Annotated in this window: 15 protein-coding genes; 6 read left to right on the forward strand and 9 right to left on the reverse strand. The window is 60.4% G+C overall.

Annotated features, from left to right (window positions below; translation table 11 throughout):
* Positions 1–29 precede the first annotated feature (29 nt).
* On the reverse strand, positions 30–1,826 hold the full coding sequence (locus NLK60_RS03845) for an ABC transporter substrate-binding protein (protein WP_254809571.1): 1,797 nt from the start codon (positions 1,824–1,826) through the stop codon (positions 30–32).
* 170 nt (positions 1,827–1,996) lie between these two features.
* Between NLK60_RS03845 and NLK60_RS03850 the strand changes: the two genes are divergently transcribed.
* Together NLK60_RS03850 and NLK60_RS03855 are read left to right on the forward strand one after the other, a co-directional pair.
* On the forward strand, positions 1,997–2,773 hold the full coding sequence (locus NLK60_RS03850; protein ID WP_254809572.1) for an SDR family NAD(P)-dependent oxidoreductase: 777 nt from the start codon (positions 1,997–1,999) through the stop codon (positions 2,771–2,773).
* A 4-nt stretch (positions 2,774–2,777) separates the two neighbouring features.
* A complete protein-coding gene (locus tag NLK60_RS03855) occupies positions 2,778–3,791 on the forward strand; it encodes a TIGR04024 family LLM class F420-dependent oxidoreductase (protein ID WP_254809573.1) in 1,014 nt (337 codons plus the stop codon).
* A 90-nt stretch (positions 3,792–3,881) separates the two neighbouring features.
* Here the strand turns inward: NLK60_RS03855 and NLK60_RS03860 are convergent, their stop codons facing one another.
* The 7 genes from NLK60_RS03860 to folP all read right to left on the reverse strand — a co-directional run bounded on the left by NLK60_RS03860 (position 3,882) and on the right by folP (position 10,082).
* Positions 3,882–4,319 (reverse strand): hypothetical protein, encoded by a 438-nt coding sequence (locus NLK60_RS03860; RefSeq protein WP_254809574.1) that lies wholly within the window; start codon positions 4,317–4,319, stop codon positions 3,882–3,884.
* Positions 4,320–4,383: 64 nt separating this feature from the next.
* Positions 4,384–5,124 (reverse strand): molybdenum-dependent transcriptional regulator, encoded by a 741-nt coding sequence (locus NLK60_RS03865; RefSeq protein WP_254809575.1) that lies wholly within the window; start codon positions 5,122–5,124, stop codon positions 4,384–4,386.
* Positions 5,124–5,897 (reverse strand): amino acid ABC transporter ATP-binding protein, encoded by a 774-nt coding sequence (locus NLK60_RS03870; RefSeq protein ID WP_254809576.1) that lies wholly within the window; start codon positions 5,895–5,897, stop codon positions 5,124–5,126. The genes NLK60_RS03865 and NLK60_RS03870 overlap by 1 nt, the downstream gene beginning before the upstream one ends.
* Positions 5,894–6,622, reverse strand: coding sequence for an ABC transporter permease (locus tag NLK60_RS03875; RefSeq protein WP_254809577.1), 729 nt, complete (start codon positions 6,620–6,622; stop codon positions 5,894–5,896). The genes NLK60_RS03870 and NLK60_RS03875 overlap by 4 nt, the downstream gene beginning before the upstream one ends.
* 216 nt (positions 6,623–6,838) lie before the next feature.
* Positions 6,839–7,777, reverse strand: a complete 939-nt coding sequence (locus tag NLK60_RS03880) for an ABC transporter substrate-binding protein (RefSeq protein WP_254809578.1) — start codon at positions 7,775–7,777, stop codon at positions 6,839–6,841.
* 188 nt (positions 7,778–7,965) lie between these two features.
* Positions 7,966–8,664 (reverse strand): 6-hydroxymethylpterin diphosphokinase MptE-like protein, encoded by a 699-nt coding sequence (locus NLK60_RS03885; protein ID WP_254809579.1) that lies wholly within the window; start codon positions 8,662–8,664, stop codon positions 7,966–7,968.
* A 224-nt stretch (positions 8,665–8,888) separates the two neighbouring features.
* On the reverse strand, positions 8,889–10,082 hold the full coding sequence (folP, locus tag NLK60_RS03890; RefSeq protein ID WP_254809580.1) for a dihydropteroate synthase: 1,194 nt from the start codon (positions 10,080–10,082) through the stop codon (positions 8,889–8,891).
* A 269-nt stretch (positions 10,083–10,351) separates the two neighbouring features.
* On the opposite strand from folP, the gene NLK60_RS03895 reads away from it, so the two are divergent.
* The 4 genes from NLK60_RS03895 to NLK60_RS03910 all read left to right on the forward strand — a co-directional run bounded on the left by NLK60_RS03895 (position 10,352) and on the right by NLK60_RS03910 (position 13,699).
* The gene (locus tag NLK60_RS03895) at positions 10,352–10,909 is read left to right on the forward strand and encodes a DoxX family protein (RefSeq protein WP_254809581.1); all 558 of its coding nucleotides are present in this window, start codon (positions 10,352–10,354) and stop codon (positions 10,907–10,909) included.
* Positions 10,910–11,126: 217 nt separating this feature from the next.
* A complete protein-coding gene (locus NLK60_RS03900; protein WP_254809582.1) occupies positions 11,127–11,684 on the forward strand; it encodes a DUF8114 family protein in 558 nt (185 codons plus the stop codon).
* Entirely contained in the window at positions 11,681–12,454 is a 774-nt protein-coding gene (locus tag NLK60_RS03905; protein ID WP_254809583.1) for an RNA methyltransferase, read from the forward strand. The genes NLK60_RS03900 and NLK60_RS03905 overlap by 4 nt, the downstream gene beginning before the upstream one ends.
* Positions 12,455–12,619: 165 nt before the next feature.
* On the forward strand, positions 12,620–13,699 hold the full coding sequence (locus NLK60_RS03910) for a hypothetical protein (RefSeq protein ID WP_254809584.1): 1,080 nt from the start codon (positions 12,620–12,622) through the stop codon (positions 13,697–13,699).
* Between the two features lie 55 nt (positions 13,700–13,754).
* Here NLK60_RS03910 and gatE read toward each other — a convergent pair whose 3' ends face one another.
* Complete coding sequence (gatE, locus tag NLK60_RS03915) at positions 13,755–15,626, reverse strand: Glu-tRNA(Gln) amidotransferase subunit GatE (RefSeq protein WP_254809585.1); 1,872 nt, start codon at positions 15,624–15,626, stop codon at positions 13,755–13,757.
* Positions 15,627–15,691 lie beyond the last annotated feature (65 nt).

The raw sequence follows: 15,691 nt of genomic DNA on the forward strand, positions 1-15,691 counted from the left end.
TCGTAAGACGCCAACCAATTTAAGTGGTGTCACTCCACTAACTCACCCTCGACGTAGCTATAGCCGGCATCTTCGAACATCTCCCGGGCCTGGTCGGCATCAACAGTACCGTCTTCCCCAGGAAAGTCGTGGTTTTGTGGAAACCGGGTGGTTTCCCACTGTTGATCCGGAATACCCACCAGTGCGTTGTGGGTTTCCGCGACGGTCGCATACCCCTCGAAGAACGTATCGACGACGTCATCTCGGTCTATCAGTCTCGAGATTGCTCCCCGAAACCGCCGATTCGTGAGTGTTGGGTGGCGCAGGTTGTAGCCGATCATATAGAACGTCCCGGTCGAACGAGTCAACGGACGAATCGATTCCGATTCGTCGATACGCTCGAGGCTGTCAACTGGAATTTCGCTTGCGATCAGGTCGATATCACCCTCGGTGAGCGCATCGATCGCCGAGCCGACATTAGGTGATATTTCATAGTTTAGTCGACCATCGTACCCATCTTCGGTCTCGAGCAAGTCGGGATCGAACGAAAGTTGATCGAACAGTTCGGGTGCCTCAGTGGACAGGAGTCGATGCTCATCGAACAACCGAAGATGCAAAAACTCGTTATCGGCCGCATCGTCATAGCGAAAGAGACCGGAGCCGACTGGTTCCGGATTGTCCCACGCCAGTGCGTCTGTCCGGTGTTCACCGATGACCTCCGCTCGCGGGCGCCAGATGTGCTCAGGAAGAATCGGCAGGGTAAATGCCCACTGGGCGACCTCCTGTGACGACGATTCGAACGAGAACGAGACAGTCCGGTCGGATTCTATCGACACCCCCTCGATGAGTGACTGACGGCCTCGAAACCGCGGAGCGGGGATCGGGCTTTCTCCCTCACCGAGAGACGTGTCGGACAAAAACCGGGTAGTAAAGGCGAGGTCTGCGGCGTCGACAGGTTCACCGTCGTGCCATCGAATATCCTCTCGGAGCGTGACGAGTGCCTCGAGATGGCCGTTTTCTTCCTGCCAACGGGCAGTCTGCGCTAACCACGGGACGTACTCGCCGTCGATTCGACGGTAGAGTGGATCGTACAACAGGTCGAACACAGATCGGATACTCGTCAAATCGACAGCAAGCGGATTGAGCCGTGAGACGAGTTGCTGACCAAAAAACCCCACATCGAGCGATGGTGGGTCACGATCCTCGAGTTCGTCGTCGGTTACGAACTGATCGGTTACCGAACCGAGGGCATTGAGGTAATCGATCGTATCGATCGGTAACGTCACGAGGTCGAGAGTAGCCCGACTCGCACCGATGTGATCGTGGTGGGCAACGGTGGTAAACGGGGCCGTGTTCTCTTCGACCAGGTACTCGAACAACGAATCGAACGTCTCTCGACGCTCGTCGTCTGAGAGCTGTAGCTGTGTTTCAAGATAGTCATCAACCGTTGGATCGGAAAGGCTAAACGGGTTTTGCCATCCCTGCTCGCCGACGTAATCGGAGTGTAAAAGCGACCGTATCGAATCCGGTTCCTCAATGCCAGGGTGGCGCATCACGAAGATATCGTAATCGCGGTCGATGAGGACTTCCCGGTTGAATTCGGCTTCGTCGATAGCAGTCTGATCAGTATCGATTCCGGCAGCTCTGAGGTTTTCAGTCAGCCGGTTTGCAATCATTGCCGCTACCTGATCGTCGTCAGTCGGTACGGATTTGACCTGCAGTGAGACGCGGTCCGGTGCCGTTCGCTCAGCACGAGACCAGAGCCGTTCAGTGCATCCCGCTAGGGCGGCGCTACCTGCGGCTCCAAGACCAGCCAGAAAGTGTCGCCGCTGCAGGGGACCGTCCATTGACCGAGGGTTTCGCTGTGGCCATGTATAGGACTTTCTACTCAGACGATACCTTTCGATACCTCTCGTAGCGTACCGATTCACTCATCGGTCCAGCAACATACAACGTTAAGAGAGTTGACTGTGTATTTGGCCATGTTCCCACCACCCATGATACGGAGTGACTGTCGATGACGACCGATCAGTACCGGGTTGATGGAGACGTCGCACTAATTACGGGAGCCTCGAGCGGTATCGGTGAGACCATCGCCGAGCGGTTCGCCGCCGACGGCGTCGACGTTGTCATCTGCTCACGCGAACAGGCTGCCGTCGATACGGTCGCAGACCGAATCAACGAAAGCGACCGGCCGGGGCGGGCACTCGCCGTCGAGTGTGACGTCACTGATAACGCGGCCGTCGAGGCGATGATCGAGGCGACCCTCGAAACGTTCGACGGGCTAGATGTTCTCGTCAACAACGCAGGAGCGAGTTTTATGGCGAATTTCGACGGTATCAGCGAGAACGGCTGGGAGACCATCGTCGATATCAACCTGACGGGGACCTATCGCTGCACCCACGCCGCTGCGGAGGCCCTCAAAGACGGAGGTGGCATCGTTGTCAACCTCTCGAGCGTCGCCGGCGTTCAGGGCGCACCATACATGAGCCACTACGCCGCGGCGAAATCGGGGGTGAATGCGCTAACAGCCTCACTCGGCTTCGAATGGGCGAACGAAGGCGTCCGCGTTAACGCCATCGCTCCCGGTTTCGTCGCGACCAAGGGCGTCGAGGCCCAGATGGGAATCGCCGCCGAAGACGTCGATCGTTCCGAACTCAATCGTCGAATGGGGACCGTCGAAGAAATCGCCGACGTCGCTCAGTTCCTCGCGAGCCCCGCCGCATCGTACATCGTTGGACAGACGCTCGAGGTCGCCGGCAAGCCGGCGATCATGGAAGACCCTACCGTATAAACACATGACCCAGACACCAATTCGAACGCTGCATTTACCGGTCGCTGCACAGCCAACCGTCGACTCGCTCGTCGACATCGCCAGAACGGGCGAAAAACATGGATACAAACGCGCGTGGCTTCCCGAAACCTGGGGGCGTGATGCCGTCACCGTGCTCACACAGATCGCCGCCGGCACCGAGGAAATCGGTATCGGCCCGAGTATCGCCAACGTCTACTCGCGGTCACCCGCGTTACTGGGCCAGACCGCAGCAACCTTACAGGAGGTCTCGGATGGCCGAATGCGACTCGGGATCGGGCCGAGCGGTCCTGCGGTCATCGAAGGCTGGCACGGTGTCGACTTCGACCGCCCGCTCCGGCGCACGCGTGAGTACATCGACATAGTCCGCGCGGTCACCTCGGGTGAGACGCTGTACTACGATGGCGACATCTTCTCACTGGCTGGCTTTCGCCTTCGCTGTGATCCGCCGGAAGAACAGATCCCGATAGACGCCGCCGGGATGGGGCCGAAATCAGTCGAACTGGCTGGCCGCTTCGCCGACGGCTGGCACGCTATCGTGTTCACCCCCGAAGGCATGAAAGAACGGCTCGAGGACCTTCGGCGAGGCGTCGAACTCGGTGACCGCGACCGGGACGACGTGCGTGTTACCCTGTCGCTGACCGCCTGTGCCCTCGAGGACGGCGACCGCGCCAGGGAACTCGCACGGCAACACCTGGCGTTCTACGTCGGGGCCATGGGAACGTACTACCGCGAGTCACTGTCCCGACAGGGCTACGAGCAGGAAGCGACCGACATCGCCGCTGCCTGGTCGAGCGGCAATCACGACGAAGCCCTCGAGTTGATCTCAGATGAACTGCTCGACGACCTCGGCGCAGCCGGCACGCCCGAACACGCTCGAGCGGAACTCGAGAAGTTCGAAGCTATCGACGGCGTCGACTCGCTCGCCATCGGCTTCCCCCGTGGCGCAACCACGGACGAGATTCTACAGACAATCGAGGTCCTCGCGCCGGAGCCCTGACCGGGAGGTTCCAAGTTTTACGAAAAACTGCTCGAGGTAGTCTCAAACCCGACTTCTCAGGCGTCTACGAGACGAGTACGGACGCCGACCTCACTCCGTTTCGGATGGGCGAACGACGTCGTCGACAGCCGAACGGAAGCCATCACTGGTGCCATACCAGAGCCACAGGCCGGCGACGGCACTCACCAGCGAGCCGACGACGACGGCGATGGTCGCGTACAGATAGGCACCTGAACCGGGGCCGCTCACCGCGCCGACGTTTGCCGGATTGTCGTGGATCAGGAAGAAGTAGATCACGAACCAGCAGTTAGCCGTGGTCGTTGCGAACAACAGCGGTGCGCCGTAGGCGTAGTTTTTCAGCCAGATAAGTCCCATCGCGATCAGCGGTCCTCCGTAACCGATCAGCACCAGGAACTCGAGTTGCCCCTCGGTAAAATTGACACCTGCCGTCGACTGGGCGATAGCAAGCATACCACCGCCAAGTAGGTGGGTCATGAACGCAGCCGTCACGATAAGTCGTCGATCCACGTGATTCTCTGGCCGCTTGAAACGCTTAACTGTTATCGCCGACCGCACTCGAGGGATTTGGTTTTCACGCGTCGTCCGTCCTCTCCTCGTCACCGCCCGTCTGTGACTGGGTTCCAGGCGAGGCCGGAACCGCCCGCGCTGCCGTTGCCTTGAACGAAGCCACAATGTGACGCCCCGGCTCGAGCCCGAGTCGCTCTGCACTCACCCGGGTAACGACCGTCTCGAGTTCAACACCCTCGGCCACCTCGAGAGTTACCTGCACGACAGACGTTCCCGCTCTTCGCTGTGTCACCCGGCCGTGCAAACGGTTGCGTAGACTCGTCCCGTCGCTATCCGGAACGCCTGCTGGGTCCGTGAGGACGACGGCGTCGGATCGAATGCCGATCTCCACCTGCATAGCGCCCTCGGGGACGATGGCTACGACTGGGCCGGCAGCCGTTTCGACCGTCGCGAGTTCGCCATCTCGGCTGTCGACCGTTCCCGTAAGGACCGACTCAGTCGCGTTGACGATTCCCTCGAGGTCGGTTCGGTGGCGCTCGAACTGACTGATGAGGTCGAACGCAGCCTCGGTGAGATCAGTCCCGCCACCCTGGGAACCGCCACGGCGGCGTTCGGTTACCGGACCGATTGCGTTCTCGAGGGCGTCGAGTCGGCGCTGCATACGAGCGTACGACCGGCCCAATGCGTCGGCAGCCGCGTGTATCGAGCCGTGAGTTCCGATGGTCTCGAGCATCTCTACGTCGCGGCGATCGATCGTGAGCGAGCCAGCGGTCAATTCGGTTCGGTAGCTTCGTTCGGTCGTCATTAGTAGATCAGTTCCCCATCGATGAACTGACGCGTTCGGTCGTCGCGAGGGTGTTCGAAAATCTGGTCGGTCGGCCCGAGTTCGATGATGCCGTCGTCGAGCAAGACGCCGACCCGATCGGCGATCCGTTTGGCCTGATTCATATCGTGAGTTGCCATGACGATACCGATATCTCGTCGGCTCGCCTCGAGGACAGCCTGTTCGATCAGGTCGGTGTTTCGGGGATCCAGGTCCGAGGTGGGTTCGTCGAGTATCAGGACGTCCGGTTCGTAGGCCAGGGCTCGAGCGAACGCGATCCGCTGGGCTTCCCCACCGGATAGTGAATCTGCTGACCGGTCGATCGCGTCTTCGAGTTCGACGACCGCGAGGGCATCTACCGCCGGGCCGGTTCCGTTTTTGCTCCCGAAGAAGTCGGCAACGTTTCGCCGGAGCCGTTCGGGCCAGGGTTTCCGTACGTGCACGCCATACTCGACGTTGCGTCGAACACTCGCGTCGAACAGGCTCTGGTCCTGAAACACCATTCCAAGTCGGCGCCGACAGGTAAGCCGTTGGCTCTCACTCGCCGCCCAGACGTCGACACCGTCGTAGGTAATCGTCCCATCACTTGGTGGTTCGAACAATGCGAGCAAGCGAAGCAGCGAGGTCTTTCCGACCCCCGATGGCCCGATGAGTGCGACGACTTCCCCTGACTGCACAGACAGGTCGACGCCCTCGAACACCGGATCGGCGTCGTAGCACTGCGTTACGTCACGGGCGGTAATGACACCAGTCATCGTCCACGCACCCCTCCACGATCTCCATCATCGCCAAGGCGGAGAACGAGTGCGTTCACGAGCAAGACCAGCACGACCAATATCGCGCCGAGGATCATCGCCAGTTCGAACTGGCCCTGGCGAGCCTCGAGTTGAATCGCCGTCGTCAGGGTTCGCGTCTTCGAGGTCCCATCCGGACCGGCGATGTTTCCACCAACGATGAGGACACCACCGACTTCGCTAATCGCGCGGCCGAAACCGGCCAGAACTGCCGTGGCGATGCCGTACCGTGCCTCCTTGATCGTCACCAGTGCAACGTCGAGTCGGGTACCACCCATCACGTACGCCGCGTCGTGCACGTTCTGGTCGATGCTCGAGACCGCGGCGAGGCTGACACCGGTAATCACCGGAGCAGCGAGGACGATCTGTGAGAGAATCATCGCCTCACGCGTAAAGACGAGATTCAAGGAGCCGAGTGGACCCTGATTCGAGACGGTGAAAAGAACGACAAGCCCAACGACGACGCTTGGAAAGCCCATTCCGGTCGTAATTATTGCAGTCATTGCACGCTTTCCTCGAAATTCAGTAAAGCCAAGCGCGAGCGCGATGGGGAGGCTGAGGAGCGTGCTGATGAGGACTGCGGTGACGCTGACGTACAGCGAGACCTCGATAATGGTTCGCACGTAGTTCCACTCGAACGGGAACGTTGGCAAAAGCGCCGAGAGCGTGTGTAGCCACATCACCATGGAGTCATCACCATTTCTTCCAGGCCGGGCGGCTCGTCCGTCGCTCGAGGCCACGCTCTACCCGTGTCGATTCCTGTTGGTACCCCAGGAAAGGTCGACCCGTTCGTGGCTACCGAGCGTCGGTGTATCTTCACGGATACAACGAGATCGTGACACAACATAGCTATGTCGGATGGCAGCGTACGCATGGCGGGTATCGATCAGACGAGGTTCCGATTACTGGTCCGCATCGTTCTCCTCGTTACGCCAATCTTCAGGGACGTACTGGCCGAAATTGGGGTTTTCCGAGAGCGATTCCGGGAAGAACAACTGCTCGCCGTTGACGGTGTACTCTTCGATGATTTCCTGGGCCACGGGTCCGGTAATGAACCCGATGTACGCCATCGCCAGGTCGTACGAAACGTTCTCGTGGACGGCCGGATTGACCGCGACGATACCGTACGGATTCATGAGCGCTTCAGGCCCGCCTTCGACGGGCCCCTCCACGAGAATCTCGAGGCCGATATCGGCACGCATCGAGAGGTACGTTCCCCGGTCGGCCAGCGTGTAAGCACCCTGTTGGTCGGCCTGAGTGAGTACTTCGCCCATTCCCTGACCGGCCTCGAGGTACCATTCGCCGCCGCTACCGATTTCGACGCCGGCCGCATCCCAGAGCCCCAACTCTTTGGTGTGGGTCCCCGAATTGTCACCGCGGGAGATGAACATCGACTCCGTCTCGGCGATCGTCTCCAGCGCGTCGGTGGCCGCTTCCATGCCCGCTATTCCGGCCGGATCGTCCGCCGAGCCAACGATGACGAAGTCGTTAAACATCAGATCGCGCCGGTTGACGCCGTATCCTTCCGAAATAAACTCGTCTTCGAGCGATCGGGCGTGGACCATCACCACGTCGGAGTCGCCGTTTCGAGCCGTCTGCAGGGCCGCACCGGTGCCCTGCGAGACGGTATCGACGGTTACGCCAAATCGGTCTTGAAACGGGGCGTTGACTTCGTCGAGTAACCCGGTGTCGTAGGTACTCGTCGTCGTCGTCAGCGTCAGTTCCTCACCGGTGATAGCACCCTCAGCAGTATCATCTGTGAACGAGCCCAGACACCCAGCAGTGCTCGCCGCGACACTCCCGCCAAGCGTGGCCAGGAACGTTCGTCGTTGTATCGACATAGATACCACGACATAGCGAACCCACAAATAGGTGTGGATTCGAGTAAATTATATTCAGTTACTAATGCATCTACATGGAACGTCCCGTTGTTGCCGGCGAACACATTCTCGAGGCCCATTTAGCCCAGTAATACGCCATCGCTGGCGAGTGGAAAACAGGTTAAAAGATAACCAGAACCAGTTATTTTCTATTCCGTCTGAAGCGGGAGCAAATCAATCGCTTCGCGACGTCCGTCGAGTACGTCGAAGCGTTCGCCTCGCCGACGTTCGAGCCAGTACAGGAGTCGTTCGGCCCACTCGAGTTTGGCTGCCTTCATCGGGTCGACGGCCGGATCCTCGAAATCCCACCCGACGAACCCGAGGGTGGCCGCTCCGAGGTGGTCGGCCAGAAACGCCGCCCGGTCGCCGTCCGTGAATCCACCGAGATTCTCGACGGGGCCGACCGGACGGGCCTGGGTTGTCGGCACCACGAACGCCCCACGACAGTCGGGGACGACCGTTCGGACGCTCGGGATGTTGTCGCCATGAGCATGGACGGCCACCGGCGTCCCACGCTCGGTCAGTTCGACGACGGTTTCCGGGTTTTTGTCCAGATCGGTTACCATGCAGTCGACGACGATATCGTTCGCCTCGAGTACGTCGACGGCCGTAGACGCGGCGATGATCACGTCCGCCCGTCGCGCCGTCTCGAGTGCGTCGGTCGATTCGAGTGAGGGGCCAGCACCCGCAATCACAACGTGTGCGTTTTGGACGTGCTCGAGGCAGTCCCACTCGAACGGGGAGGACAGTGCAGCGAGTACGTCACGGGCGCGTTCGTCAGCACCGCGCTCGAAGCCGAAATCATCCAGGATTCGCTCGTATACGGGCTCCCACTCGTCGAACTCCATACTCCGTAAAGAACCTCCGGGCGTCATGGGCCTGTCGCTACGGCACTTCCAGAGGGGGCCGGTGTCATTCCTTATCGGCGTCTCGAGTCGACACAGCAGTCGCTCGCCGTTTTGTCGTCACAATAATCCGGTAGTGGGCCAGGCGATGCCTCGCAAGTACCCCTACCCGTGAGGCGACCTGGCTTCCAGTCCCTTCTTTCGAAGCCGTTGGCATAAGCTTTCTCTTACTCAACCACCCGCACGAGATGGTCGCGCAACAGTCCAATATCGCCGTCTCCGGCGTCGAGATGGCGAGAAACGCTGGATATGGCAGTGCTCGAACCAAACAGCAGTGAGCGACCGTCGGCGAAGTCGACCCAGCCGGCCCCCTGTTTCTGGGCGAGCTGTCCCAGGCGATCACGCGCAGAGGGGTCAAGGCCGTCGATTTCGAGGGTATGCTGGACCCAGTCATCGGCCTTCGCCGGGTCGACACCACCTTCGCGCAGGTGAGCGCGTAGCTCGCGCGTAGACTGAATCTCGAGATGGGAGATCCGGACACCGTTCTGGGTGCAGGCTGCCCGTTCGGTAAACGCCGACCCGATCAGGGCAGCGTCTCGCGTCTCCGCGACGTCGTGCGTTCGAATCACGTGTGCGCCCCGTTCGACGGCCATCGACGTCGCAGCCAGACTCACTGGTAACCGCTCGTCGGTGTCTCGTTCGGCGAGTTCTCCCAGGAAGTTCTTCCGATTGATCGAGACGAGCATCGGCCGCCCCAGGGCACGAAACTCTCGGAGTCGTCGGAAAGTCTCGCGGTCGTCCTCGATCGTCTTCGCCTCGCTCCACCCGCCGAATGCCGGGTCGATGATCGTCTTGTCCGTCAGACCGTTCTGTTTGAGCGCTTCGTACACCTGATCGACGTAGTCTGCCGACGCCGCCCACTCCGGTGACCGTCGCTCGGCCCAGTCGGTTTCTTCGACCGCGCCGGGGCGTTCGAGGTCCGGCGGACTGGCCATCTTGGCAACGGCAACGTCGTAGTCCTGACAGACGACGGGCATCTCGGGATCGGCAAACCCACAGATGTCGTTGACCATATCGAAGCCCTGTGAAAGCGCTTCGTCGGCGACCGACGCGTAGCGCGTTTCGATAGAAAAGACCGCGTCCCCAGAAACACTCTCGATCGTATCTAACGCGACGTGCAGGCGCTCGAGTTCCTCCTCGGCGCTCAACACTTCGAAGCGTTTGTTGGCGGACTCGAGTCCGATATCGACGATGTCCGCTCCCTCGTCGATGAGTTGTTCGTCGACGTACTGGGCGGCCTCGCCATGGTCGTCAAACACGCTGGGGTCGTATGGCGATTCTTCGCTCACGTTCAAGACGCCCATGATTCGTGGTGGGTGCTCGTCGCCGATACCCAGGCCCGCTGCGTCGACTCGTTCCATACACCCTCTGTGGCTGGGACGCAAAAAGGACCCTCGGTACCGGCGAACGGGACGGTTACTCACACGAGATACACAACCCTCGAGTGTGTTGGCCTCGAGTATGAATCGGTAACGTATCACATGACGACTCTGCCAGTGAAAATGTTTTTCAAAACCCTGGAGGTAATGGACGATTGTTACATATAACCCGATATTCCCACACAATGGGAACGATTGTCCCCTTATACGTGGGTAGCCACCGAAGCTGTACCTGTAACAGGTGACCGACAATGTCCACAAACACTCAAAACCGACTTGAAAGCCGCTACGGCGGTATCACACTCGAAGGCTACCCACACGCACTCTCCGCCTGGTTCGTCGTGGCATTGCGGTTCGTCATCGGCGGGATGATGCTGTTCGCCGGCATTAGCAAATATACCGGTGAAGGGTTCGACGCAAGCGGCTACCTCGTCCACGGTGTCGACGCTGCCAGCCCCGTCAGCGGCCTCTACGCCTGGATGGCCGGCAGCGGCATGTTGATGGAATTCATCAACGTCATCATCCCACTCACGCAGGTCCTGATCGGCGTCGCGCTGATCGTCGGCGGCTTCGTCCGCCTCGCGGCACTCGGTGGCGCGCTCCAGATGACCGCGTTCTACCTCGGTGGCTGGGAAGGCGAAATACTCGCCCTGTTCGACAGCACCCTCATCTACGCAGTGGTGTTCCTGGCAGTGGCCGCATTCGGTGCCGGCCGCATCCTCGGCGCGGACCGCTACATCGAACAGATGCAAGTCGGCGGCGAAAAACTGGTCGAGAAGTACCCCAAGATGCGGTACCTCCTCGGCTGAACTACACCCCACGCCAGAATCGGATTACCGGCACTCGAGTTGGGATTTCGAAAACCGAACGATTTCTAAAACGCAACCGGAATCGATAGTGTTTGTTGTAGTCTCTTCCCGATCAGTGACCGACACGGTCCGTCACTGACCGCTAATCAGGTCCACCAATCCTTGTAACCAAACGACGAACATGCTCTTTTTACTCTCGCGGCCGAAATCCACGTCCATGGGAAAAGTCAGCATCGGCATGCTCGGCTGGCGCTTCGACGAGGAGGAACTGCTCGACGAGAACGGAGAGTTCCGTCCCCTCGAGGAGATGCCGCCAGGTATCCGCGATCGACTGATTCGTCTCGACGTGATCTACAACGCCCCGTGTAACGCCTGCTGGCTGATTCACGGCGACGAAAACATCGACGAATGCAACCGATCGAAGTACGTCTACGGGGAGCCGCTCTCCGAGATTATTCTTTGTGAGGAACACGAGCCGGATTTCGTCTACTGGTTCCGCGAAGACGGTGGTGACGCGTATCGGGGCACCGACGAGTTCGAGGAGTCGTTTTACGAGTGGTTCCTCGAGGGGAACCGTGCACCGGAGGGATACGAGGGCATGGAATACGTCTCGACCGACCCGGACGACCTTCCGGAACCGCCGAAGGCTGACCCTGACGAACACGGAGACCTGATGGGAGACGATGTGGCAGAGCGCGTCGGCCTCTCGGACGAAGAAATAGCCGCCTCGGGGGTCGACTTCGGGGCCGAATATCCCGGTTCGAGCGAGGAATGACGAAACCGGAGCCGGCAGACGACGACACGCCCGCAAGCCGTTCGATTCCGGCCGTTGCCATCGTCGACGCCCAGACGCCCGGCAACGTCGGAACAATCGCTCGAGCGATGAAGAACTTCGGCTTCGAGGAACTCCTCTTGGTCGATCCGCCCGAACTCGACCCCGATGGTGAGGCGTACGGCTTCGCCGGGCACGCTCGAGAGGACGTGTTACCGAACGCCCAAGAGATATCCTTCGACGAACTCGTTTCTTCCTACCACACCATCGGCTGTACGGCCGTCACGAACGAGGGCGACCACAACCACGTCCGGTTTCCGTTTTCGACGCCGCGTGACCTCGCACAGCGGCTCCCGACCGTCGATGCCGACACCGCCATCGTCTTCGGGCGTGAGGGCGTCGGCCTCACGAACGACGAACTGGCTCGCATCGACGAAATCTGTTCGATTCCCGCGAGTGCCGACTATCCCGTCTTGAATCTCGGACAGGCCGCGACGATCACCCTCTACGAACTCCGGGAGATGACGCTGTCACCCGCAGGGACACAGCTACCGGATCTCGAGCGCGTCCGAGCCTCCCAGCCGTTACTCGAGCGACTGTACGACCAGTGGAACGAGTTGCTGGTCGAGATAAATCATCCCGAAGAGAAACGCGAAAAGACCGCTCGGATGATTCGACGTGTCTATGGACGAGCCGATCCGACGACTCGAGAGGTGAACACGTTTCTCGGTGTCTTGCGGCGGGCGACCGAGCGCCCGGATCAGGAGGAGTGACCTGGCACAAAGCGTCTGAGATCGAACGAGAATACCATCTCATAGGAATTGTTGTAGTCACGTACCCCGAGTGCAACCCCGTGGAGAGCGCTCGGCGGTACATTGTTGCAATACTCTCTATCAGTGGCCAGTAGTATCTTGGACCTCGAGTGACCAGCAGTAGTAATGACTGAGACGTACAGACGCCACTTACTGGGATTGATAGGGGCCGGCACCGCAGCACTCGCAGGGTGTTCGGAGGCCGATGACGACGAACTCCTCGACGATGGAACGGACGACACCGACGACGATTCGGACGCCGACGGTACGACCGACGAAACGGAACCGACGGACGACGAAAGCACCGACGACGAAAGCGAGGTCGAGGGGTCGCTCCCGCCGTACAGTTCGACGCTCGCCTCGATGGACGACATCTCGGATACCGACTATTTCTACACGGCGGCTGACCTCGGAACAATCGTGGAAACACTCGACGATGACCCTGGCGACGGTGAGATGCCCAACGATCCGTTGTTGATCAATCCCATCGCGACCGTCTCACTCGGTATTTACGGGCTGTTCAATCTTGGCCTCTCCCCTGTTGCCGAGGCACAGGCTGCCGCCGAACAGGAAGCTGAACATCCGACCTTGCTGTACCTCGAGGGCGTGTACGTTCTCTACGGTTCCTACGACCAGGACCTCGCAGCGAGTGAACTCGAAAGTGCAGGATACGACCAGACTGGTGGCGGCAACGACGCGGGCTACGTCGTGTTCACCGACGACACCTCGAGCGAGGTCATCGGCGTCACCGACGAGGCGTTCATCTACAGTTTCGGTAACGACGAAGCTCGAGCCGAGCGTGTCGTCACGACCATTGGACGGGCAAACAGTGGCGGAGGGTCGCCGAAACACGACACCGACGATGAGTTCGAGTCACTGCTTCGAACGAGTGAGGAAACGGGAATTACCTGTGGACTCTACGGGAACGGCGAAACACTCTCCGACCTCGAGACCGAGCAGGTCGACGAGGACGACATCGATTTCGACTTCGGCCCCTACGAGGGAGCCACCGGGGTTGTGCAGGGACTCACTGTCGACGGCAATCGGTCGACCGCTCGAGCGACGGTCATCTACGAGACCCCCGACGACGTCGACGACGACCGCCTCGAGAACCGACTCGGCACCGAAGCCGAAAGCGTCGATATCGAGGTCGCTGAAAAGACGGCGACTGTAACCGCGACGTACGAAACCGACGTCATCGACTGATCGAAGGCTGCGTTGATTGGCTCCGTGATCAGGAAAACAGTCGTACTCGAGCGCCTTACGCTCGCTTTTGAATCTCTTCGCGCAGTATCTGACTAACGAGGTCCCCATCGGCTTTGCCACGGAGGGCACCCATACACTCGCCCATCAGACCCGAGAAGGCAGCCATTCCTTCGGCTTCGACCTGAGCTTCGTTGCGCTCGACGACCTCGAGCACGGCCTCCCGAACGTCGTCTTCGGCTGCCGAACCGAGTCCCGCTTCCTCGGCGACGGTCGCTGCATCACGGTCGGGTTCGGCCGCCAGCGCCGAAAGCAGATCCGGAACCCCTTCCCGAGCCAGGTCGCCCCCATCTGCCATACCGAACACTTGCTCGAGGTGACCGCTGGTCAGGTTCTCGACGGGAACGTCGTCGCGGCGAAGTTCGGTCAGCGTCGACTCGAGCGTCGTCGCGGCAAATGTGGGGTCGATCCCGTCCTCGACGACCGATTCGAACAGCGGCATTCGCCGTCCGTAGGCTACCTGTTCGGCGAGTCCGGCATCCAGGTCGAAATCGGCCTGGTACCGCTCGACTTTCTCGGTCAGTAACTCCGGCACCGGAACGTCGCTCGGGTCCGGTTCGACCGGCGGCACGTCCGTCTCAGGATACATGCGTGCGGCACCCGGAAGCGGTCGGAGATAGCGTGTCGTTCCGTCCTGATTTGCGCCGCGGGTTTCCTCGGGGACGCCCTCGAGTGCGGTCCTCGCTCGCTCTGTGACCGCATCAATCGCGGACGACGCAATCTCGGTGTCAGCAGCGACGATGGCGACGGCGTCGTCCGGACTCGCGTCGACGGCATCACGCAGGGCTGCCACTTCGTCGTCGGTGACGCCGTAGGCTGGCAGTTCGTCGGTGTGGAAGATCCCGCCTGCGCCGTGTCGTTTCGCGTGATCGGAAAACTCCGTGCCGAGGCGACGATCCGGCGCAATTTCGCGTCCGACCAGGCCATCGAATCCCTCGAGTCTGACCCCGAACACGGACCCACCGTCGTTCAACGCGCCCGCAATCACGCCGCTGTCGGTCCCTTCGAAAACCGCGGTGACGTCCTGTGGCTCGTCGACTGCTCCGTCGCGAGCCTCGAGTTCGTCCCGAATCTCGACCAGTTCGGCCTGCCGGCCGACCTCCGTGCGGACGATGTCGGCGATGTCGTCCAGGCTCTGGACACCTTTGATCTCGACGCGAGCCCCATCCGCGATGGAGACGTTGACGTCCTGTCGGATCGTGCCGAGTCCGCGTTTCACTTTGCCCGTCGAGCGTAGCAACATCCCGATTCGTTCGGCCGCTTCCTGGGCCTGCTCCGGGCTTCGGATATCGGGACCGGTCCCGATTTCGACGAGCGGAATTCCGAGTCGGTCGAGGCTGTAGACGACGCCGTCGTCTGTCTCTTCAACTCGCTGTGCGCTTTCCTCCTCGAGCATCATGTCCTCGATGCTGACGGGACCGTCGCTGGTCTCGATTGCGCCGCCGGTTGCTACCAGCGTCGACCGCTGGAAGCCCGAGGTGTTCGAGCCGTCGACGACGATCTTTCGCATGACGTTAGCCTGGTCGACCGGCGTCATGTCCATCAACTGGGCGATCTCGAGGACCGTTTCGAGGGCTTCTTCGTCCAGTCGGTGTGGCGGTTCGTCGTCCGCTTCGACGAGACAGGTGGTGTCGTAGGCGAGGTAGGTAAACTCCCGCTCGACTTTGCTCTCCTCGACGGCCGCGTCGTCGAGTTCGCCCAGTTCGCTCCGCGTCGGATGGAGATATCGGGTGAACTGGTGGGTCGCTTCCTCGGGTTCTCGAAGCGTCGTCGGGCAGTTACAGAACAGTTTGGTCGCCGTATCGAGTTGCTGGTGTATCTCGAGGCCGGCGACGAGGCCGAGTGCCTCGTAGTCGTAGGCTGCAGTCATTGTGCAACGTTCGGAGTCGAGGGGGTAAAAAACCGTTCAGTCTGACTGGCGGCCACAGGAGGGTA

It is taken from the genome of Natronosalvus amylolyticus (assembly GCF_024298845.1).
In the GTDB taxonomy this organism is placed as follows: Archaea; Halobacteriota; Halobacteria; order Halobacteriales; family Natrialbaceae; genus Natronosalvus; species Natronosalvus amylolyticus.